Source organism: Pseudomonas sp. S3_E10, from assembly GCF_054667615.1.
The window spans coordinates 5,584,396-5,606,933 of record NZ_CP162743.1 but is presented as its reverse complement, the minus strand read 5'-3'; the positions used below and the strand labels follow the sequence as shown (position 1 = coordinate 5,606,933).

Genomic DNA, 22,538 nt, shown 5'->3' with positions numbered 1-22,538 from the left:
CTAAATCCCCCCTTTCACTACCAGGCCAAGCAACTGGAAGAGATCAAAGTCGATTTGCTCATAGTCACTTGGCTGCAGGCTGCGTGCGAAGACATTAAGTACGCGCAACGGATCCTGAAAATATGCCTGTTCTAAACGAGTGATGATGCCATTACCTCCCGCCTCGGCCTCACTCAACCAGATCTCTAAGTAGCCCTCACTCCACAACGCATCAGCCAACACAACCCGTTCGTCAACATCGGGCAGCAACACACACATGGATTGCTGGGCTGCCGCGGCGAGAGTATTGGCCAACAAGGCGCGCGCCCATTGGCCCAATTCCGGTAATACGTGCACATCAGACCAGAGGGCATTTGCGCACACTTTTAGACTGCAAAGTAAATCATCTCGATCTAGTAACTCCCGTAGATCCACCTGTAACTTCTGCTCTTGCACTGAATCAAGTTGTTCATCAGGCTGAAATAGACTCTGTGGAATGCTGCGCAATCGCTCAATACCCGCACTCGAGTGCAACCGAATCAACGCACTGATTAGTGGTTGCGGATCGTTTGGATTCAAATCTAGCAGTTCACCCGCGACTGCAGCCAGATAGCACTCTGCGATCCAATTAGCTTTAAATTGGTCACCACCAAAGATATCCAGTTGATCCACAAGATGCCGGAAGTAGATCGGGCGCAATCCTCGTAATACCTGTGGATTTGCTAACATATCAGCTATTACCTGATCATTGATAGCAAAGCGTAATCGCATGCCATCAACCCATTGGCGGGCACCAACGGCAACGGGTTCGCCATTACGCTGCCAATCAAATCGAATTTTAGTAGTTGCTCCCTTGCTAAATCTTAAAGTGGCATCTGCGGCGGTACTAAAACGCAGCACCTCCAGAGGAGTCATTTGCTGATGCAAACAGAAAGTTACATCGACCAAATTCTGCCCCCAACTGCCAACTGGGGGTTTGTGCAATTCAGTTAGTGCTGGAACGCGAAATTCAGACTGCCATATCAATCGCGCGTTACTTTTCTCAGATAGGCCTAACTTTGGATCTAAACGCCGGGTATATATGGAGTTAGGGCGCAGTACCGTTAAAGTTTTATCCGCATCACCAGCAACCAAGCCTTCATCTCGTAACTGCTCGCCAAAAGCCTCACAGACTTCAAACCCGCGCTGCTGAATGGTTTCCTGTTCAGGTACAAAATCTACGGGCACTAACCAGTCTGAATCGAGGTTGCTGTCAATCGCATATCGCTTAGAAATTCGCCCTGGGGCAAACTCTCGCAGGGCTTGAAAAATTGGTAGATCCGTCCACTCGATATGCTCCTCCGCCCCCCGCACCAAAGCAACAAACACACTCGGCAAACTAAGTTCGGCAAATAGCGCCTCAGGAATGAACTCCGAGAGCGGTGAACTTCCTCTTACCACATCCGCCCAAGGTTGGCCGTTGGCACTCCAATCTGTCACCAGTTTGCGCTGCAACGTAGGCAACACTTCAAGCATCACCGAACGCGGCGGCGCCCAGAGAATACGCTTCAGCGTATCGTCATCGACCTGCAGTGCATCTTTCAAATAGGTTTTGAAGTGCTCTTGCTGACTACCTGGTCGTAGCAACTGATCGACTAAAATGAGCAGTTTCTTGCAACTGCTCTTATTGATTTTCGGTTTGCGTAGAATCGTCCACACGGAACCACTACCTAACTGCGCACTGAGCCAGTCAAGCAGTGCCATAGTTGCTTGCATTTTTTGAATATGGCTGTTGTGCAGTGGCAGACCTTGCCGCTTAATTTCGGGGCTAAGCAACTCTTCATAGCGTTGAAATGCGACTCGATCACGACCGAACTCTGAGAGAACTACAAGCATCCACGGACGCATGGTGCGTGAGCGACCGGCACGGCCCTTGCGCTGCAAATAGGATGCAACATCACGCGGCGCCTTGTGTTGCAGCACAGCCCCCACTGCCGGATCATTGAAGCCCACCTCAAGAGACGCTGTGGCAACAACAATCTCTGCGTCAGCATCCACCCCGACATCCTGGCTTGAGGTGCGCCCAATTACCGCACGATCATCCTCATCCAGCGAATGGCCTATATCGGTAGCCGCTCGCCAATCTTGGCCCAGACGTATACGTTCGAGCGGATTGACTGTGTCTTGCCCGCCATCATCCCGCCCGTCCCTTGGACCACGCAGACTAGCAAGCGAGGGATGATGAGGCTTAAGCCCCCATTTACTAGTGCGCCAACCTTCTGCATCTGCTAATTGATGATAAAGACGATTATTGGCATCCAAATCGTCGGTAAAAACAAAGGTTTTACTACCCCAAGTGCCTTGTGAGCGGCTCTTGCGGACATCCAGAATACGCCTAGTTAGCATGCAGGCTTGAATGGTGGTCGACAGCAACGCAGTCTGGGAAACTGGGTCGCCGCGAAGCACCAGTAGGTACTCCGCACCCTCGTCAATCATTTCATCAGGCAGCGCTTCGACCAATTCAACATGCTCTTGGCGTGCGCCGACCAACTCGCCAAAAAAACGCTCAGCATCTGTCAGGGTTGCAGACAGCCCTACAAAGTGCGGACGGCATTGAGCGCGCTTCATCCAGCGCCTAAGTAAGTAAGCAACTTGAGCTCCGCTGCTACCACCGTACGTGTGCACTTCATCGAGTAGCACCAACATCGGACCTGCCTGCTGGCCTACACCAAATAGGTGGTTACAACTGAAGTCACCAAGTCTACGATTGAGCATCTCGGTGGTGGTAAACAGAATATCCGGAGGTAAGTCCGTCTGACAACTACGGGTCAGCGCCACCTCATCATCCGTAACACGGTGTCCACAGCGACTGCACTTAACCTCTTTAAGATTAGAATTCCACTCCATCTGACCAGTACAACTGTCGGTGGTGCAGCGTAGTAGGTCAAACTCAGCTTTTTGTTTCCCCGTTTTATAGTCCTTCCCGGCCATACCCCAGTTGTAAGGTGTATCACCATACAGAGCACCAATGCGAATTTTTCGACCGACCCCTGACTGCATCAGTCCATCGAGTTTTCGGCACTGCCCCCAAGCCTCCATGAACTGATCTTTGAGCAGTTCATTACGCGGGTAGATTGCAAGAATTCGTACTCGAGGAGAGGGATTAAGTAATAGATCCGCTGCTAGTGAAGCGAGTCCCGGCAAATAAAACGACAGTGTTTTGCCGCTGCCTGTTCCGGCGCAGACAATGGTGCCAGAGGCGTGGCTACTACCGCAGCGCTGCTCGCTGTAGGCCTGTAAGATGCGCAATGTTGCTCGCGCCTGAAAACCAGCTAAATGCAGGTTACTGTTTGGGTCAAGCAATAATTCAATTGCCGTTTTCAACTGCTGAGCATTACTAAGTTTCGGTACTTGTAACCACTGAGGCAGTAACTTTCCTATAAACTGATCACGCATAGGGTAACTGCGTGGGCGTCGAATAAAGCGAAAGTCTGATACGAGTGTACGAGACCGATCCAGCGATTGGCCTAAGAACCATTGACGCAAATTACGGTACAGGTACGCCGACTCGCCCATCCGTGTGCGATACACATTTGTCAGTCCTTCAGGGTGCGGCGCCTCTATGAGCATTGCATGCCTGGTTAATTCCATCAGTACATCGTAAGGATCATGATCGGGAAGCACACCTTCCAAGATTGTGATCACCTCATCTGAACTAAAAAATCCGCCAGTATCACCCCAAACCAGCAACTTTGTTTCTTGCTCTTCTAACCTATCTAAACAAGCATGCAAATGCGCCAATGTAATGATCATCAGGTAATTTTCCGGCTAATAATATATTGTCCAAGCTGATCATTTTCTTGTAGCCACTGAAAAGCACTCAAAGTCATCATCGACAACGGTGCCTTACCTTGATTGCCAGGGTGATTAAGCTGCTTAAAGAAACGGGTAACATCTGCTGGCAGGTCGAAAACCATTTGATCACGCACTTGCTGCATACTCGCAGCCAATTTCTCTAATCCTTGTATTACCCAAACATTTTCCGGCAATTGTTTCGTTCCAGCCAAAAACTGTTTACGTAGAGCGACATACTCCGTATAGAATTGATCAACAACTGGAATACCACGCTGTGTATCCAGCATTACCTGTTCGACTCGGCAAGAATTGTCCAGTTGCGCAGTCCAGGATCTCCAACATGATTCCACTTTCGCCTCTAATTGAGTTGCCAGATCCCGAAGTGCCACGTGTGCATTATCAAGTGCGTCATCTTGGAGGGCAGCCGATTTTTTCTGCTGCCAAATACTAGTAAACGTTTTCAGACTTACAATTGCTTTACTGCACTGCTGCTGTATTTCAGAACTCAACTGCATCGACTCAGGCGCATCTTCCGGTAGTGCTTTTAGCACATCCGCACTGGCCTCCATAGCCTTTAGGTTCTTGACGATAGCTTGGAAGCGTTCATAAATATGTTCACAGTCCTTAATAGCCTCGCGAGCCTGCCCAGCAGACTGACTTAGTAGTTGCTCACTTCGAAGAGTTTCGATCTGCTGTTCAAGCGGACTCATTGCTAGCCTCCAGCAGGTCATCCACCGTCATGGTGAGTTCATCAAGTAGACGGGTCACACTATTTTGAGATTGCTTCAAAATATCTCCCCCCCAGCGCTTATTTTCCGATTCTAAGCGCGGCTTCACGTATTGGTAAAGGCCATCCCAATCCATCAGCACCTTTATAAGTGTCTCGAGGCGAGGACCATCGATGAGGTTAAACTGTTGCAGTCGCTTAACCACATCAGTTTCACCATCCAGTGATAATAGGCGTTTGATCAGCGACCAGTTTTCGCTGTCAGACCTCAATTCAAGCAAAGAACTCTCCATTTTTTTTGCACTTGGAAAGTTTGATTGTGCTGGATAATGTAGCCCACCCACACTAATATCTCGCACTAAATCAGCCATATTCTTCAGCAAATTAAAAAATTCATCTTGCAGAGAACAACCTTCTAGAACAGCAATAACTTTTATCGCTGGCTGCAAAGCATTAGTTACAACGTTGGCCAACCGCACCACTGCCAGATCAGGATTAACTCTTACCCCTTTAAGTCCTTTAGCGGCAATATCGCCATCCATCCCATGCTCATTTACAGAAACCAATTTCAACCAAGCTTCACGCTCAGCATCCCAACCTTTAAGCACTAATTCGCGCGCCTGCTTTAACTCTGGAACAATTGCGGCTATTTCAAGTTCGCGAATACTCTCAGCGGGCCGGAGCAATTCATTTAAGCGCTGTCGATCATTATTAGCACCTACCATCAATCCAAGTATAATCGCCGATTGAACTTGCTTACCGAGCAAATCTGACAAGCTTTCCCGGGACTGCGCAGCTAATGTCCTCAAAGCATCAGGCACCCAATCCGCAGCAAAGTTTTGATATATTAGATAGTCTTCAAAACCACCGGCATAACCCCAACCAACATCATCAGTAAATTTTGGATTAAAATACTCATAGCGAAGCAGTGCGAGGGCTACGCCTTGTAGAAAAGCTGCCCTCTGCGTATTTTTGAAGTCCTTCTCTAAACAAAAAGACACTTTATTTACGGTACGATTACCGACAGCATAAGGAAGCTCTATATTTACAAAAACGCCACTCTTCAGCGAAGGCTTTTCACCAAGACCGAACCAATCTACGTGCGCATACTGCTCATACATATAAAGAAGACCCGCCCGCAAAGCGCGACTCTCCTCCTGCCCAAGTTCTATTTTACGTTGAAACCATAATGTTACCGCTTCTTCCAACTTCTGCAATTTATCCTGACGAGAATCAGTTGCTGCCTCATTATCTCCTTCAGAAGTTTGAGTTTTGGTTTGCACTGTAATTACGCGTGCGTCCGGCGTGGCGACCACCCCATCCTTGAGCATCGCTGCTAGCCCACCTAAACCAAAGGCAATGGCAACTCCTCTATCCAAATTACTTTGAATATCCTCTATTTTACGACCACCGTACCCCCAGATTGCCGCAACAGTTTTACTTCGCTCCGGATTTTCAAGCCTCTGCAAAACCCCCTGCAATCCTGACCAAACACTTATCCCCGCAAACCCTGCGGGCGGGAACTCGTGTACCTCGAACGTTTTTCTATAATCACGGAGTGTGCGCAATAAAATTTCATTCAATATTTGACGCGGATTAAATTTAAGCTCTTCGTCGCCCTTACGACAAAAATGATCTGCAAGAGCTGTAATAGCATTTCGATTAAAAGGGAATAAAGGGGCGCCAGAGGGCGAATAACCAAATGCCCTAATTTCTTCTCCATCATTGGGATCAGACCAAGTCTGCGGCCACCCTCCTTCACCTCGAGACAACCATGAGGTTTTCAACGCCGCACTGCCATATCGGGCGGCATTTAAATAGCGACCACAAAAATCGATAATTCGCTCTAAGGTTTGCACGCGGTCCAAGCCATAGTCACGAATGTTCCACTCGTATTGTGCGCGGGTTTTAATCGTATCCTGGCGACGCAAATAACCTTGATAACCGTCAGTCACAGCAATAGCCGAGCGCAGAGTGCATAGCTCCTGCTCACCATCGCGCACCGACTCTTCCAACAAACTGTCAATCAGTACATCTTCGATGGCGGAAATAGCCGCCATATCTTCGACTAACACCACCAGAGTACGTCTTTCCACCTTCAACGAGCGACGAATACTCTTAAATAGATCTTGAAAACTGCCGCCATTAAACTGAAACAAATGCCGAAAAACCGTACGGGTTGACTCTCCAAGCACTTCGTTCAACACCCGTGCCGCACCCTCTCTAGCATCTAATTCAGTGGCCAATCGAGTCTTGCTAACACAGTGACGCGCGCTGAGCGATAAATCGTCCAAATTAAAGCTAAAATCAAGATCCTTGGCTTTAATTTCGTAATTGTTATCCCCCAACTCATCATCACTTGCACCCTGCGTCAACCGACTCGCAGATTGATAAATGCAATGCTCTGGACTAAGCAAGTTTCTCTTAAAGTTAGGATCAGTGATTAATTCAGAAAGCCCTTGACCGGGAAGCGTGTATTTTTGAATATCTCGCAAACGTTCTTTCTGAAAATCAGTCAACTGAGCACGAAGTTCGGGACGCTCACGAAGTTCATCCATTGTTAGAGACGCGCTTTGGTACATGCGTTGGAGTTGCTGTGACATAAATGTCAATAATAAATCCGCAACCTCCTCAGTTTTTAACTGTTCACCTACGGAGTGAATCCGCTTACGCGCTTCGTCAAAGTCATCACCTTGAAGCCCGTCTAACAATATTTCAAGTGCCTGACGCAAACTGGAATTTTTCGGTATCCTCACTACGTGCCATTTGGCGTAATCCGCGTGCAATTTTAATTTGGCGTCCATCCAACGAATAAGATGAGACTTACCAACTCCAGACTTTCCGATTATGGGAATCGGCCTTTCTACAGATAGAAAGTGTTCAAGCAAATCTTCTTCACTGCACCACTGGTCTTCGCCAGCACCTACACGCAGCAACTGCATAGGTTCGTGGACTGCCAACAGGACATGCTCTGCAAGTTCCTCTGCCTCGGTACGTATGCACTCGTTTATATATTCAGGTCGAGGCCAATAATTAATCAAACTCACGACTTCACCTCCGAAACATAAAAAACTTCGCCCACATAACTAATCTTTTTATTCGGCAACTGTAACTGCATACTGTCTTTGTCATCGGAGGCTTTATCAAAGCGTAAGCGAAAGGCACTTTCCAATCGAACAAGCGCATGGCTTAGAGCCGGACTGACCTGGTTATTCTCACGAGGATACCAACCCAATTCCTGCATTAGTGGTTCGAGCAAAACACGAAAACGCCCGCCATCTAATAGGGGGACTTTCTCGGACAACTTTTCAATAAATACTTTTAGTGACAACTTTACTTCATCAGCAAACAAACCTTCCAAATAAGGTTCGATCGATCGCGTCGGATCGACAATATAACCAGCACCAAAGGGCTCAAGAAACCCTAAAAACTCCCCAAACTGTAGGAAAGTAGTTAACTCGTTAGTTAAGTTAAGCCCTCGATCCCCTGGCAACCACTTATTGACCGCCTCTTCCGCGTTACCGTTCTTACCGGGTTCTACTGGACTACCACCCATAAATGTATAAGTTTGCTGCGATAACAGGCAGGTCATCGCACGAAGAAAAGGCTCTACCCGCGTATCATCCAGAATGGATTGATCAGTAGTTTCCTCTGCATTAGCGATTATTAACGCTAAAACTCTATGCGGTAGATTTTTCTCCGTAGATCCTTCAGAGACCGAAATCATTCCACTTTCATCTTGCGTCCACAATCCTTCCTTTATCCAAAAATCTAAATTCCCCTCAAAACGCCATTTCGCACCGTCTGATTTCGGTAACCAATCAGGTCTTAAAAGCTCAAAAATCTCAGTACGCGATATAGGCTTCCCCTTCCGCAGGAGCACCCTATCAATTAGGTTCAGTAAACTCAAACTGCTACCGGCATGCGCATTATTTACCATCGACATTACTGAAATCCCCTTACAAAACTTTCCAATTCCCTACTGCCCGGGCGGGTCTCCCACCAATTGCGATTAGGCATAAGTGGATCTGGCACTCCCTCCGAAGCGACTATTACCCGGGGAGGCGCATCGAATTCCGGCACAGGCAAATGAGTATCCCCAGGCATTAGCAGCACCAACTCAAGCCAACTTCCAGCCCTATCTTTTGGTTCTAGTGAGCACCAGAACGGCAGGGCTTTTAGTGCCTCGTTTTGGAACATCTCATCTAGTACTGCCTGGCTAGCGCGCACAGCCTGAACCTGTCTAGCACGCAGCAAACTTTGTAACCAATAACGCCACTCATGTAGCATTGCCTTGACCGTAACTCTAGGGTACAACTCGGGCTTATATCGAACACGCAACAACTGCGAAGAAGGCATCCAGCTAGGCACTTGAGGTAGTTCAACTCCACGTAATTCGAAAGATGCTCCAAGAGTCGGCTTAAAAGCCGTACGCCCTAGATTACGACAACCTGGACAACCACCACAACTGTATTCAGGTACAACTCCACTAGGCCGATAGAACTCGCTCAATAGCAAACACAATCGTTGCTCCGGATTCTTTAACCATCCGATTAAACGAGCAAAACCCGCGGTTCTTGCTTGTTTTTCCTGATCGCGCCTTTGCTCTACTTGCTGCCACGCTTCAATTGACAGATGGGTGCTAATCAGGATCTGAACGCCGAGTCGATCGTAATACTCCTCAAAATACTCTGTCTGGAGTTGCTCATCCTCAGGCAATAAATCGCCTTCGAATTGCGGCGGTTCGGGTGGTACAAAAAATAGACGAATCAACCCTGCCCGCTGCATCAATTGTAGGGTTTGCAAATTCCATTTTTCGTTGCTCTCGCTATGCCGGTGCACACCACGACGAAGAGCCGAAAGTGAAACCGTTAACAAATCGCCGCTAATTTTTTTGGTTTGCAATAACGTCTTCCAACGCTCCAAGCCAAGACCTGCAGAAATTAATTTCTCCAGCGATAGGCCTTTCGCTAGGTGCAACTGACCAGGGTGATAAATCATCCAAGACCAGCATGCGTTACCATCACGCCCCCCCGACCTGCCTCCTGATAAAACCGATCCAAACTTTCGGGCACTGATGCATGCAACACCGAACGCACTCCGGCCTTGTCCATACCCACACCGAAAGCAGAAGTCGCAACCATGATATCCAGTTCGTCATCACCCCATTGTCGGATCAGGTCGTCACGTTGATTCGCAGGGGTTCCGCCATGGAACAAACCGACTCTTACAAACCCTTGGGCGAGTAGCAAATCCCTCCATAACTCTGCTTCTTTTTGCTTAGTTGTATACAAAATCAACGGTCTAGGTAGACGCATAATCGCTTCCAACACCGCGACTTGATGCTCCTCAGAATCAACAGTTTTAAGCAGGTTAAAATTCAGTTCCGGGCGTAAAAAACTTCCGTGAACTTCAATCGCCTGTTCTCCTTCAAGAAGAAACGAATCCTTCAACAATTGCAGGGTCGACTCGCTGAATGTTGCCGACATCAGCACAGTTCTTATGCTTTTTTTCGAATGCTCCTTGAGCGAGCGAAACAGTGGTGCCAACAATTGAAATTCTGGGCGAAACTCAGATCCCCATTGATCGATAATATGTGCTTCATCGACAATCAAAGCCTCTAACCGCCCTTGTTCTGCTAGCCGGAAAAGGGCCGGGCGCAACTTGCCGATCGCTGATTCTGGTGAACAAAACAAAATACGCTGGCTACCCTCTTTCAACCGATCAAGAACTTGCTGAGTCTCAGTTTCAGACTGGCCGCTATACAAAGCATAACTGCCACCATGGCAACATCCAGCACGGTCAAGCACTTCAGCAGCACGGCTTGCTTGTTCCAGCGCCAATCCCACCGTTGGCACAATGACTAGCACCAGCTTATTCTTGCCGGCGAACAGGCTCAACGCATGAATAACCAGGGTCTTTCCACTACCGGTTGGCAGATTAATGATCAACGTGCTGTCCGTAGGGGACGTTAAAACAGTGCGTATGGCGGCTTGCTGCCCAAGCCCTTGATATGAAGTGAATTTCTCATTTTTAAGCCTTTGTCGCAGAGACACATCCATTGGCACGGGCATTAGATGTCGACGAGCGTGATGTCCGTAGACAGCAAGTGCCTCTTCATTCAGAACATCCTCCATGCGCACGTATTTAGTCATGACATTCCGGGCAAGCCCCGTGGGTGAAAGATACCTATCGCCCACTAAACCTTCAGGTAGCAGTAATACAGGATCGTTAATTTTGTTTGCCAGTGCACACCCCAAGGCATCCCGACACACGGCCGCGCGATCAGCCGAGCCTGATCTTGGGTCGCGAAAAACCGTGAGTAACCGAACAAAAAATGACTCAGTCAGGGCCCCAACCTCGCAAAGAAGATTGGGTGTCAATAATGCAGTTTTTAGTGCATTCCACTGCGCTTGCATCAGGCCTCCTTTAGCATCTTTTCGGTGCACACAATTACCGCATGCATGGATAGCAAATGCAGTTGGGGAGCAGATAACAAAAGCTGAGTCCGGGGAGAGTCAGTTAGAATCCTCTCTCGACTCTTTGATGCGATCGTCAAAACCATTTGTTTCCACTCGGCCGCTGGTAGAAATGACTCCAACTCAGGCCAAACGTTATTACGCAGATTGATATCTTGAAAGGCGGGATTAGGTTTATTGTAAGGCCACTCCATTGACTTCAACGTGTTCTCAGAAACCACCAAACTGCCATCCTGAGCCAGCCAATGGCTGAGTACTGAAGGCAACATCAACTCATCGCCCCTGAGTTGCTCTAGGCGCCCAGACCCCAACTTTGTAGCGGTCACCAACCAGGTGAGACGGAAGAATATTTTTGGCTCCCTTAGGTCGCTTTTTTTTAGCACGCGCAGAAAGGCACTGGTTGCTCCGCGCGAATCAACCGTAATCAAGTTATAAATTGAGTCTACAAACGGCTGACCATAGCGAAATGGGTACACCCCGGACTGACCAGCCACCTGGGCTCTCGAAACACTCATTGGTGCAGTTGCCGGGGGATTACCACTTTCGGGATCGATACCGGTTAAACAGTTAGAAACAAAGGTTTGGACGTCCACTAACGTCTTACTACCCTCACGTGACCCCTCTACCGCGAACCGGAGTCGAAATGGACTCTGCAAATCACCCTCAAAATTGAAGGACAGCCCCTTAGTCATCCATGCGCACATCCGCTTGGCTTGCTCTTCAGCTGAGTCGTCAGCGTCGGCGATTTGTTCGGCGAAGTCCTTAGCCTCGCTAACCTCATCATCTAGTGCCAACAATTCTTCCTGCACCTTCACGCGACGTCGCTCACGCACAAGTAAGCCATCATCGCCACTCAAGCCTGCGGCGCTCCGGAGCAACGCCTCATCACCCGACGAGGCCACTGTGTTCCAGCTGCTCTCAAGATGCTCCTCCAGTACATATTGCAGGCTGGCTATCGTGTTGTTAAACAAGCCTACTGACAGATCCAGCACATCAATCCAGCGGCGGATTAATCCGTCATGCGCAGGAAGTAGTGCCAAACTTTCTACTGGTCGCACCCCCACCAGGTTGGCGCTGTAACGATTAAGTCGACCAAGTCGCTGCTCAATACGGCTGAATGAGCGCGGTAAACTGTAGTGCACAGCAATTCGCTGACCACCGTGCAAGTTAAGGCCGTCCTCACCATGCTGGTCACACACCAACACCCTGATAGAACTCATGGGACGTATGAATCGCAACTCTCGCCCGGGGATATAACGTTCGATTGCCACATCCAACTCGCAAGCCAGCAAAGTGAATATATGTTGTGCCACCTCATCAACACTACAAAATACCACTGCCTTACCATTTTTATGTTCAGCAAGCCAATTGCGCAGGTTGTCAACTAAGCAAATGTCTTTTTCTATCTGTTCATGAATAGCTTGCTGAGAGATATTATCAAGTAACTCCTGTTCAGCTTGCTTCAGTGAACCAGACAGACGTTGAATGGCCTGATTAGCACGCCGTCCGACTAGCAAGGGGCTGACCAATAGATCATCTACCCATCGTAAATACACTTCTGCGCTCATCGCTTGGAAATCATCAGGGTCGCGACTTGCTTGACTGCGATATTCCTCCAGCAACAAATCCAAAGACGGCATTTGCTTCGTCAATGGCCAATAACTGCGCTTCAAGCCAGCGAGACCAGGGAACAGCCATGCCAATTGCTGTGACTCGCGACGGTTACGCAACATGCGTTGGTGCAGTCGGTAATGTTCGCCGATATAACGCCTTAAGGTTTGGACTGCCTGCATTCTCAGTTCACCACTTTGCTCAGCAAAAAAATCTACTAGCGGAAGGGTCTTATCAACTAAAGAATGCAAAGACTGATCATCAGGGAATTTACTCACCAGATTTTGAAGTATTTCCTCCAAAGCTGCGTTGGAGTTGCTTGGCGTTAGAGCGCTGTACCAACCGCCGACTAATTCTCGCTCAGCGATCTGGGTAGTAAAGCGACGTACACCCTCCTCTGACAATTCATAGGACTCAGGGCTAAGGCAGTGCAGCATTGCCAAAAAATTTTTCTCATTACCGTTTAGGGGAGTACCAGAAAGAAGCAGTACAACCGAGGCCACCTGACAGCCTGCTGCCAAGGCTTGAAAACGCTCACGCACATCAGACTGTAGATCCCATGCCCAAGGTGCAATTTGGTGAGCCTCATCGACCACCAACAAGGTAGGTAACCACCCCTTAAGGACACTATTTACGTGTTCATGTGAGCAGATTCGAATCAATCGTTGTGGCTCTGATTGACTTGCCAACAATTCACTAAGGTGAAAGCGCCCGGACAACTCATCTCGCCATTGCTCGATTAGTGCCGCAGGCACGGTGATTAGCACTCTTGAGTCGTGTTTTTTCTCTAGCACATGCTCACGAATGATCATGCCCGCCTCAATCGTTTTGCCGAGGCCTACTTCATCTGCCAAGAGGTATTTAGGTATTGGATCTCGCAAAACCCGACGCACTACAGCAATCTGATGCGGCTCCAACTCAACACTACTGCTGGGAATTGATGAAATTGAACGACAGGCGGCGCGCTGCTCGATATAAGCATTTAAAAAATCATGCCGTAAGGAGCAAAAAAAAGGTGCGTCATTTGACCGTGCAGCCAAAAACGCCGCCGGGTCCAGCAGTTCTCCCGGCCCTATATTCAGGCAGTTAAGTTGATCAATGTCGACCTCTTGTTGATCTCCATCAGCCCGAAATATCACTAGATGCCTGTTGCCAGGGCGAGGACCAGCGTACCTACCCCTCCTCCAAATACCGCTTGCACGATCCTGACAATACACAATCGACTCTTCGTACAACTGCGCGCTCTCAAGCAAAGCAACATCTACGGCTTTCAGTCGACACTCAGAACTAATGGGCGACTCAAAGAATCCCACCACACCCTCATTGCTCTTGTGATCCACGCTCAGTAATTTTCCGATACCGGAAAAGCCACTGGAACACACGAGATCGCCAACCATCAATCCACTCATTCCATTCCCTAAATGTTCGTCATGTAGCGATATTCGGGTGCAACAAAACTACAACCACTATGGGCACGGATAAATAGCAACAAAGAGAGATGATCCAGATCAGGCATGTCGATTATTTTGAACCGCTTCTGGAGGGCGATCCTTGGAGAACCGTGACCTGCCTTGCATGAGCTAAACGGTACATTACCCACGTCACCAACAGGTGGTAAAGCAAACCAGGTAAGCCAACAGTAATTTTTCGTATTGCTAGTCAACTTATCCATCCCACTACCCATCCTTGTCTTCGTAGCAATCCGCATCGCCACAATCCTGACCCCAACTGCCTTCATTATCGAGATCACGATCTGTGCCGCTTTTTTTCTGGCCCGCATTGGCTATCGTTACCCAGATCGCATTCAGGTGCCATCTCATTGTAGTCCCACTGACCATCGTTGTTCAGGTCACTTTTCTCAGTATGAATGCTGACTTATGCCGGCAGGACTAGCGAAGTCAAAATAAAGCTTCAGAGCCGCAAGGCAATTCCTTTGCCTTGGTTTAAATTCTGTATTGATTGCATCGAGGCCTTCTCTCACCACTCAAAAACTCACTGCCACGCCAGCCAGGTAATCGGTGAGCAAGCCTTGGATCAACACCACTTTGCGCTGCAACTGCTCGACATGCGCACGCTCCGCTCGTAGTGCCGAGTACACCTTCCGATTTTCTTGCGCCAGTTTCTTGTTGACTGCCTGTTGGTGAGTCAGGGCGTCGGCCAGTTGCGCGTGAGCCCCCTGTATAGCACTTAGGTGCAACGCTTGAATCAATAACGCAATCATCAACGTGATGATGACCAAGCTTGAGCCTCCCAAAATTGCCCACACCAACTCCATACATTCCATCTCTTTCCCCCGACACTCGCGACCAATCTTGAACCGCAATCGCAGAGTATGTAACCTTTGACGACAGGTCTATGATGTAGGCATATACAGGTAAAGTTTCTGCACAGATGGAGACGTCGTGAAACGCAAGCAGTCGGTTGAGCAAGTACGCTGGGATCTAGCCTTACGCTATCGCCTGATCGAGACCATTGTCTGGTGGGAGGGCCGCCTGACCACAGGGCACCTGATGCAGAGCTTTGGCATCAGTCGGCAGCAGGCATCGAAGGATATTAACGGTTACATCAATGAACATGCGCCTAAAAACCTTACATATAGCAAATCGCTGAAGGGCTATGTGCCGAGCAATACATTCAAGCCACTGTTCATCGATGACAGTGCCAGCGCCTATCTACATCTGCTCAACCAGAATCACGAACGCGCGCCGCACATCGACGGCCTAGCTCTGGCCTATGCCCATACTGAAGTACTGCATGTACCGGACCGCTCGATCCGCCCAGAGGTGCTGCGACCGCTACTTAAGGCCTGCCGTGAAGGCCTCCGACTGGAAACCGAGTACGTATCATTTACCACGCCGATTTCAGAAATCCGACTGATTGCTCCGCACACGCTCATCTACACCGGCATGCGCTGGCATGCACGCGCTTACTGCGAGAAGAATGGAGCGTACCGCGACTTCGTTCTCAGTCGCTTGCGGGGTGAACCGGAAGTATTGGACACCTCGGCATTTAGCCGCGAGGCAGATACAGCTTGGAACACCCTGGTTGATGTAATCATCGAACCTGACCAACGCCTGACACCCGAACAAAAGAACATCATTGAGATCGACTACGGCATGCAAAACGGCCAACTCATCCTCCCTAGCCGCGGAGCTCTGGTGCAGTACGTATTGCAGCGTTTTCAAATTGACGCGAACAAAGTGGAATCCAAGGCCAGCGCACAGCAAATCGTGGTAACAAATCTCGACGCGCTACAGTCCTGGCTGTATCACTGAGGACAGGAGACGGCGACATATACGGGTGAGCGGTGGCTGCGGCGGCGTAAGCTGCTTCGATTCTCCTGGCGACCATAGGCTGAAACAACTGCCAGCTGCATCCGTTTGTGGCTGCCAAGCAGCGCTATTTGCAACCCCCCTGAGTTCCCCCGAGCAGTACATATACGATGATGGCGAGTACCAGATACGTTGTTCTGAAGGCTGGCGATTACCTGCGGCACAGCACCGACCTATTCGCATCCGGATTGGGGGGGGCGCAGAGATATGTTCAGTCGAGCTTACACAACGAAGATCGATGAGTTTCAGAGTGGTAGTTGCCTAATAGATCCTGTCAGAGAGTGACGAAAATCGATCGTTTGCAGACGCTGACTGACCGAAAACGGCTAGTTTACAGTAAGGTGCGAGGGGGATTCTTAACACTAAAGACCCTGCAAAACTCGCTAGTCAGAAGCATTCTTGCCAGCACCAAATATCTCGCGCGCTTACAACGAGGCAGCATCACGACAAATGGTCGAAAATTCTGTGGGGGTAAATGTGGGGGTATTTTTTCGGGCATGAAAAAGCCCAACCTGCAAAGATTGGGCTAGCTCATTGAAAAGTATGGTCGGGACGGAGTGATTCGAACACTCGACCCCTAGCATCCCATACATTGGGTAGCCGGATATTGGCGCTCACATCGGCGATGGTCAAATGGGCGGTAAAGGTCGCTGTCGGATGCTAATCCGGTCCTGGCCGCCCCCCCCGACGCGGCGTCGACGCCAAAGACCAGGTCTGCGCAGAAGCCTGCTGCGAGCACGAAGACATCGTAGTCATCGACCGCCACTAGCGAGTCGTTGCCGGTACCGCCAGTGATGGTGTTGATCAACGGGTTGTCGGCACCGGTGAAACTGCTGCCGGTGTAGGTGAGTTCCTAGACGTTGTTGCCGAGCAGGTAGCAGACCAGGCTGGTCTGCAACAGGTCGATACCCCCGCCTGCGGCTTCGTTGACCCCATCGCCGAGATTATCGACCACGAAGGTGCCGTTGCCGGGACCGCCTTTCAGCGGGGCTTCGCTGAGCCCGCCATTGAGGCGGGCTTTGCCGCCCAGCCCAAGCAGGACATTGTTGCCCTCCGTGCCCCTAACATCCCCGGGCGAGTCAAGACTGTCTCAGCCGACCAGGCCCACCCTGGACTTCGTCGCCGGCTATACCGTCGGCGAAAGCCAGTCGCTGTCGGAGTTGAACCAGCGCAACTACTACAGTTCGACCGGCCTGGATACCAACATCCCGCTGTACCGCGTTGCTGGAGTCAGCGTCCTCAGCCGCCATGCAAGCGCCAACAACCCAAAGTCCCAGGACAAACTCAACTCCACCTGTCAGGAAGTCATCACCGGCACCACTCGCGAGTATCGCGGCGTGCAAATCGGCGCCCTGGAAAGGCCGTGGCCTCCAACAAACGCTCGCTGCTGTCGAATCGCAATGACTTCGTGAGGCATGCACAAAAGGGCGGCTCATGGCCATCATTCACCATTCGCGGTAGGATTGCCGCCCTTTCAGGGGATGCCCAGCGCAAGGATTCGCCAACGATGATCAGGAACAAAGCTGTGAAGGTCAGAGTTACCCATTTCGAGGCGCTGCTTGCCTCGCAACAGATGCCACTAGCACTGGACAACTACCAGCGTCCCTACGTCTGGGGCAAGGAAAAGGTTCAACAGTTGCTCAAGGACCTGCACGAGTTCAAGTTGGAGATGGCGAACGGACTCGACTACTACATGGGTGCGTTGCTCATTCACCAGGACCGCGCAAAGAACAGGCAATTCGTCATTGACGGACAGCAGCGCCTTACAACGCTGTGCATTCTCTACCATGTGCTGCATGGCACGCTGCCAACCGGGGCCGACTTTGCCTACCGGTCACCGGAGTCGGTCAACAATATCCAACAGGCCCAGCGGATCATCGAAGCCGAGGGGTTAACGAATGACTGCAAGGCCCTATTCCGGCGCATCATGTTCAGCGTGATAACGGTACCCAACGAAGACCTGGCGTTCACCTTCTTCGATAACCAGAACAGCCGCGGCGTGCCGCTGGGCGCCGCGGACCTGCTCAAGGCTTTCCACCTGCGAGCCATCGAGGGCGAGCACCGGGAGAAACTGCAGGCACGGTTCGCCGGGCGCTGGGAGCATTGGCAGAAACATGACCACTGCCAAGGTATCGCGGGTGACTTCGATGAGTTGCTGTTCGGCAAATTGCTCTGGCGCGGCCGGCGCTGGCGTGGTCAGAAGGCACTTCAGGAAGAATCCCGGGACGGCGTGATCAATGAGTTCCAGGCAAATACCCTGCGCCCTGACCAAGGGAACCGGCTGGACATCTCGCCCGCGCCGCTCGCCTATGCTTCGGCGCAGTTGCTGGTCTCCCGGGCGGGCAATCTCAGGTTGAGCCGCGGCGCCTTGCCCGAGCCGGACGACATCGCTGCCCTGCCCTTTTCCCTGCGCCAGCCGATCCAGCGCGGGCTCGGTTTCTTCCTGTATGTCGAAAAGTACGCCGCCCTGGTCAACCAGCTTTTCGGCATCTCGACGCAGGAGCGGGCATTCCGGCAGTTCTACAGCGCGGTGACCCTACGCCTCTCGCCGTATCTGCGCGAGCTCTTCTGCCTGGCGGTGGTGATGTTTGTCGATCGTTTCGGTACCCGCGACCTGCTGCGCTTCGCTCTCAGCCTGGACTTTGTCATCGGCGCCATCCGCATCGAAAAGAGCTACATCTTCGCTGCAGCGGTCACCGTCTACCTGCGCGACGCGTCGCTGAACCTGCTGGATGTCATCGCCCAAGCCTATACCCCGGACGAAGTCATCGGTTTCCTGATGTCCGACCCACGCGCCGCGGCCATCTATGCGGCCGAAGAAATCCAAACAGACTCGACGGTACGCGGACGCTACAAGGCCGCGGTGTTGGCGTTCTATGGCAAGGAAGGCAAGCTGGCCGGGCGTGAGGCCTGGATCAAGGAGCAATGCGCATGACCATACAATCGCACGCCATCACGTTGCGGCAGATCGCCGAGCAGGGCATGTTCTTCCGGATCCCGGTGTTCCAGCGCCTATATGTCTGGAGCGATGAACAGGTACGCACCTTGCTGGAGGACCTGTGGGCCGCGTATGAAGAGCGACGCCCCATCGTCTACTTGGGCGGCATCCTCGTGATGCCCCGGCACCAGAAAGGCTCGACCGTCGAATACGACCTGATCGATGGCCAGCAACGCTTCACCACCTTGTGGTTGTTGGCGCTGACCTTGGGCCAGAACCTCAGGCCGTTCCTCGCAGGCGAACACGAAGGCGGGCTTCGCCCGCGCCTGGGTTTTCCCATCCGGCCGGACATCGACAAAGCGTTCAGGGCCATCTGCGCCTCCGGCCAGGCACCATCTGTAGAACATGACAAGATCGACAACGCGCTTGGGATCATCGAGGAGTTCAGGAACAGGCATGAGAACGCCGAGTTGGCTGCGTTCAGCGAATATGTGTTGAACAGCTTGACCGTGGTCATGACCCAGTTCCCGGCGACGATGGACCTCAACAAGGTGTTCGAGGTGGTTAACAACCGAGGCGCGCAGTTGCAGCACCATGAGATTCTTAAAGCCAGGTTGCTCCAGCACATCGATAATAGCGCCGAGCGAGAGCGGCATGCCGCGCTGTGGGAGGCTTGCGCCTACATGGACGACTATGTGGAGCGCAATCTGCACCGGATCACTCGGCTCGATGCGCACCACCTGTTCTCGAATGCAGATGCAAAGCGCGATGACGAGCAACTGGCCTGGTCGTCCCGCGTTCTGCAAGCTCTGCGCGATGAGTTCTCCGCCACCCGCGCCGCGCCCCCGCTGGCCCTGAGCGAGATCCTGGCCGGCAAGGCGGCTGCGCCCCCCAAGCTCGGTGGCGAGCACCTCGAAATATTCCAGGGCACGCGCAAGGTGCGCAGCATCATCAGCTTCTCGATGCTGCTACAGCACGCGTTGCGCATATGGCTGCACGAGCAGGGTGAAGCGGACATTCCCAGGATCAGCGACAAGGACCTGCTGTCCCTGTTCGACACACATTTCCTCAAGCCGTCCTGCGCGGGCTCCAAGGTCCGAAAGTTCATCGCCCTGGTGTGGGAAGTGCGCTACTGCTTCGACAAACATGTCATCAAATGGGTGGAGGTCGATGGCGATGAACACCACCTCATCCACAACATGCACAAGCGGCAAAGTCCAGCCGCTTCGGGCAAGGTCTACACGACGTTGTTCCGGGAAGAAAGCAGCGATCATGAATTCGCCTTGCTGCAAAGCATGCTCTACCACTCGCAGCAGATCACTACTCACTACTGGCTCACTCCTCTGCTGGCGTACATACGTGCAAATCGAACGGGCCGGGCCAGCTACCTGCGGCAACTCAAGCACCTGGATAACCACTTACTGTGCACTAGCGACAGCCGGCCATTGATCGAACGCAGCCATGTCTTGCTCAACGATGACGTGGCAACCTTGCCGTTACTCGACCCCGATATGGTTTTGGGCGCAGCCTTGGGCCTGAAGTTCGCGCATTACTGGTTCTACAAGCTGGAGTTCGTCCTCTGGAGCACCAATGCCGCACAGTTGAATAACCAGCAGCGCGTCCAATTTAGGATGACGGCGAAGAGCTCGATCGAGCATATTTCGCCGCAGACGGCACAGGACGTCGACCTCGATACCGTCTCGGACCAGGTACTGGACACCTTCGGCAACCTGGCTCTGGTTTCGCGGGGCATCAACTCCGAATACGGCAACAAGCCGTTCAACGAGAAGCGCCAGCACTTCCACAACCGGAACAGGGAACGCGTCGACTCGCTGAAAATGAAGCTGATCTACGCCCACAAGCAATGGGGTGACGCGCAGGCCGCGCAACATCAACAGAACATGATCGATGTGCTGGCCGGTTATCTTGCTAGTCAAACCGCTCGCCGATGACAAGCTGCCGGGTATGTTCACCAGAACCGTTTGATTGAGCCACCGGAACGCAGTGGACCGGGGCGCATTTCAGCCGTGCTTTTTCTTGACCTGCGATGCGAGTGGGAGCAATGCAAAATTTTTAGGAACTGAAAGCACCGCATTAGAGCCAAGGCAAAATGTTCTTCGCAGATCCGGATAGCCTATGAGGGCATCGAAAAATACTCCTAAGCCTCCACTGGCCCCTTTGGGACGGGCGCCAGCCAGCCAATACTGACAACCTGGCATCCGTGCTCGGTCCGCAGAGGCCCCCTGAGTCGAGACGCCGAGCACCGGCATTGAGGCTTACACGCCGCTTTCGAAAGACGCCAAAAGACTTTGGTCTTATGCCCCACAGGTAGATGGCATATTGCCCGTAAAATGAGTAGCATCGACGCAAACTTGATGTTTGTCAGTTGAGATGTAGAACAAGGAAGTCTCATGTCCCAAGCGAAAATTACTCTGCCCAGACTGTTCGCGTTGTCACGCCTGATCCCCACCTCAACGCATCCAGTTCCGTACCCACTCGCCAATAGCGATATCCAGGATCAGGCCTGAGGATTCCCTGTGGACATCCCTCAGTGACGCGCACCATTTTCATCTCACCGGGCGTCATGCGATGTAGGACGCATCGACATGGATGCTATGCCCATCCATTTCATAATTCTCAAGGAGTCTTGCCATGAGCAACACCCCATTCGACCCGTCGAAATTCACGGTGCCGAAGGCCAAGCCGCTCCCGGTCATTCTTCTGCTCGATGTCAGCGCCAGCATGAGCGGAGATAAGATCCGCAATCTGAATGATGCAGTGCGCGACATGCTGCATACGTTCCGTGGCACTGAATCCAGTGAGACTGAAATCTGGGTCTCGATCATCACCTTCGGATCGCAAGTCAATCTGCATCAATCCCTGGCCAGTGCCGGCGACATCCAATGGCAAGCACTTTCCGCCAGTGGCACCACGCCGCTCGGCGTAGCGCTCGACATGGCGAAAGCGATGATCGAAGACAAAGATGTCGTGCCATCACGTGCCTACCGTCCCACCGTTGTGCTTGTCTCCGATGGGCAGCCGGACAGCGGCTGGAAGGAGCCGCTGAACAGGTTCGTCAGCGATGGCCGTTCCGCGAAATGCGATCGCATGGCGATTGCCATCGGTGTTGACGCTGACAAGGCGGTACTCGGCCAATTTATCGAAGGCACGCAGAACGATCTCTTCTATGCGGAGAACGCCAAACAGCTACGGGACAGATTCAAGTTCGTCACCATGTCGGTGGTGATTCGTACGAAGTCGCAGACGCCTAATACCCTGCCGGCCGCGAGCGAGATCGAGGATCGTCAGGCATCGCTGGAACCACAGCCACAGAACACTTCAGACGACGATGGGGGCTACTGGTAATGGCACAAGCAATCGGAGACCCGGACGAACTGGAGCGATTCGCGTATGCGTTGCAACAATTCATCGACTCGCTCAACGACTCAGTAGGCACACTGGACGGTGCATTCGCGTCGCTTGGTGATAGTTGGCAAGACGAGAAGCGCTTGCAGTTCGAGGAGGATTACCAGTCGCTCGTTCAGCAATTGCATCAGTTCAGTGCACATGCAACGGAACAGGTGCCGTATCTGGCCGCACTTGCTTCGCGTCTGCGCGACTATCTGCAGAGCTAGGGA

At 51.6% G+C, this 22,538-nt stretch carries 14 protein-coding genes; 6 read left to right on the top strand and 8 right to left on the bottom strand.

What is annotated here, in order from left to right; genetic code table 11:
* From dpdJ to AB4N98_RS25635, 8 genes are all read right to left on the bottom strand, one after another.
* Nucleotides 1-3,771, bottom strand: coding sequence for a protein DpdJ (gene dpdJ / locus AB4N98_RS25670; RefSeq protein WP_460149001.1), 3,771 nt, complete (start codon nucleotides 3,769-3,771; stop codon nucleotides 1-3).
* On the bottom strand, nucleotides 3,771-4,523 hold the full coding sequence (locus AB4N98_RS25665; protein WP_460149000.1) for a hypothetical protein: 753 nt from the start codon (nucleotides 4,521-4,523) through the stop codon (nucleotides 3,771-3,773). The genes dpdJ and AB4N98_RS25665 overlap by 1 nt, the downstream gene beginning before the upstream one ends.
* A complete protein-coding gene (gene dpdH / locus AB4N98_RS25660; RefSeq protein ID WP_460148999.1) occupies nucleotides 4,510-7,587 on the bottom strand; it encodes a protein DpdH in 3,078 nt (1,025 codons plus the stop codon). Before dpdH ends, AB4N98_RS25665 begins: the two co-directional genes overlap by 14 nt.
* Nucleotides 7,584-8,486: a protein DpdG gene (gene dpdG, locus AB4N98_RS25655; protein ID WP_460148998.1), complete on the bottom strand. Its 903-nt coding sequence runs from the start codon at nucleotides 8,484-8,486 to the stop codon at nucleotides 7,584-7,586. The genes dpdH and dpdG overlap by 4 nt, the downstream gene beginning before the upstream one ends.
* A complete protein-coding gene (locus tag AB4N98_RS25650; protein WP_460148997.1) occupies nucleotides 8,486-9,541 on the bottom strand; it encodes a hypothetical protein in 1,056 nt (351 codons plus the stop codon). Before AB4N98_RS25650 ends, dpdG begins: the two co-directional genes overlap by 1 nt.
* Nucleotides 9,538-10,959, bottom strand: coding sequence for a DEAD/DEAH box helicase (locus tag AB4N98_RS25645; RefSeq protein ID WP_460148996.1), 1,422 nt, complete (start codon nucleotides 10,957-10,959; stop codon nucleotides 9,538-9,540). The genes AB4N98_RS25650 and AB4N98_RS25645 overlap by 4 nt, the downstream gene beginning before the upstream one ends.
* Nucleotides 10,959-14,027, bottom strand: a complete 3,069-nt coding sequence (gene dpdE / locus AB4N98_RS25640; protein WP_460148995.1) for a protein DpdE — start codon at nucleotides 14,025-14,027, stop codon at nucleotides 10,959-10,961. Before dpdE ends, AB4N98_RS25645 begins: the two co-directional genes overlap by 1 nt.
* A 587-nt stretch (nucleotides 14,028-14,614) precedes the next feature.
* A complete protein-coding gene (locus AB4N98_RS25635) occupies nucleotides 14,615-14,905 on the bottom strand; it encodes a hypothetical protein (protein WP_460148994.1) in 291 nt (96 codons plus the stop codon).
* Nucleotides 14,906-15,032: 127 nt separating this feature from the next.
* Between AB4N98_RS25635 and AB4N98_RS25630 the strand changes: the two genes are divergently transcribed.
* The 6 genes from AB4N98_RS25630 to AB4N98_RS25605 all read left to right on the top strand — a co-directional run bounded on the left by AB4N98_RS25630 (nucleotide 15,033) and on the right by AB4N98_RS25605 (nucleotide 22,535).
* Complete coding sequence (locus tag AB4N98_RS25630; RefSeq protein WP_460148993.1) at nucleotides 15,033-15,905, top strand: WYL domain-containing protein; 873 nt, start codon at nucleotides 15,033-15,035, stop codon at nucleotides 15,903-15,905.
* A 1,112-nt stretch (nucleotides 15,906-17,017) separates the two neighbouring features.
* Nucleotides 17,018-17,374, top strand: coding sequence for a hypothetical protein (locus tag AB4N98_RS25625; RefSeq protein WP_169873136.1), 357 nt, complete (start codon nucleotides 17,018-17,020; stop codon nucleotides 17,372-17,374).
* Nucleotides 17,326-18,897 carry a DUF262 domain-containing protein gene (locus tag AB4N98_RS25620; protein WP_460148992.1) on the top strand — a complete coding sequence of 524 codons (1,572 nt, stop codon included), beginning with the start codon at nucleotides 17,326-17,328 and terminating at the stop codon, nucleotides 18,895-18,897. The genes AB4N98_RS25625 and AB4N98_RS25620 overlap by 49 nt, the downstream gene beginning before the upstream one ends.
* Nucleotides 18,894-20,852, top strand: a complete 1,959-nt coding sequence (locus AB4N98_RS25615) for a DUF262 domain-containing protein (RefSeq protein ID WP_460148991.1) — start codon at nucleotides 18,894-18,896, stop codon at nucleotides 20,850-20,852. The genes AB4N98_RS25620 and AB4N98_RS25615 overlap by 4 nt, the downstream gene beginning before the upstream one ends.
* A 700-nt stretch (nucleotides 20,853-21,552) precedes the next feature.
* Nucleotides 21,553-22,266 (top strand): vWA domain-containing protein, encoded by a 714-nt coding sequence (locus AB4N98_RS25610; protein WP_153437852.1) that lies wholly within the window; start codon nucleotides 21,553-21,555, stop codon nucleotides 22,264-22,266.
* A complete protein-coding gene (locus tag AB4N98_RS25605; protein ID WP_088235354.1) occupies nucleotides 22,266-22,535 on the top strand; it encodes a WXG100 family type VII secretion target in 270 nt (89 codons plus the stop codon). The genes AB4N98_RS25610 and AB4N98_RS25605 overlap by 1 nt, the downstream gene beginning before the upstream one ends.
* The last annotated feature ends 3 nt before the right edge of the window (nucleotides 22,536-22,538 follow it).

Coding starts and splice junctions, on each gene's coding strand:
- dpdJ (WP_460149001.1), bottom strand. CDS start 3,771: ATGATCATTACATTGGCGCATTTGCATGCTTGTTTAGATAGGTTAGAA.
- AB4N98_RS25665 (WP_460149000.1), bottom strand. CDS start 4,523: ATGAGTCCGCTTGAACAGCAGATCGAAACTCTTCGAAGTGAGCAACTA.
- dpdG (WP_460148998.1), bottom strand. CDS start 8,486: ATGTCGATGGTAAATAATGCGCATGCCGGTAGCAGTTTGAGTTTACTG.
- AB4N98_RS25650 (WP_460148997.1), bottom strand. CDS start 9,541: ATGATTTATCACCCTGGTCAGTTGCACCTAGCGAAAGGCCTATCGCTG.
- AB4N98_RS25645 (WP_460148996.1), bottom strand. CDS start 10,959: ATGCAAGCGCAGTGGAATGCACTAAAAACTGCATTATTGACACCCAAT.
- dpdE (WP_460148995.1), bottom strand. CDS start 14,027: ATGGTTGGCGATCTCGTGTGTTCCAGTGGCTTTTCCGGTATCGGAAAA.
- AB4N98_RS25635 (WP_460148994.1), bottom strand. CDS start 14,905: ATGGAGTTGGTGTGGGCAATTTTGGGAGGCTCAAGCTTGGTCATCATC.
- AB4N98_RS25615 (WP_460148991.1), top strand. CDS start 18,894: ATGACCATACAATCGCACGCCATCACGTTGCGGCAGATCGCCGAGCAG.
- AB4N98_RS25610 (WP_153437852.1), top strand. CDS start 21,553: ATGAGCAACACCCCATTCGACCCGTCGAAATTCACGGTGCCGAAGGCC.
- AB4N98_RS25605 (WP_088235354.1), top strand. CDS start 22,266: ATGGCACAAGCAATCGGAGACCCGGACGAACTGGAGCGATTCGCGTAT.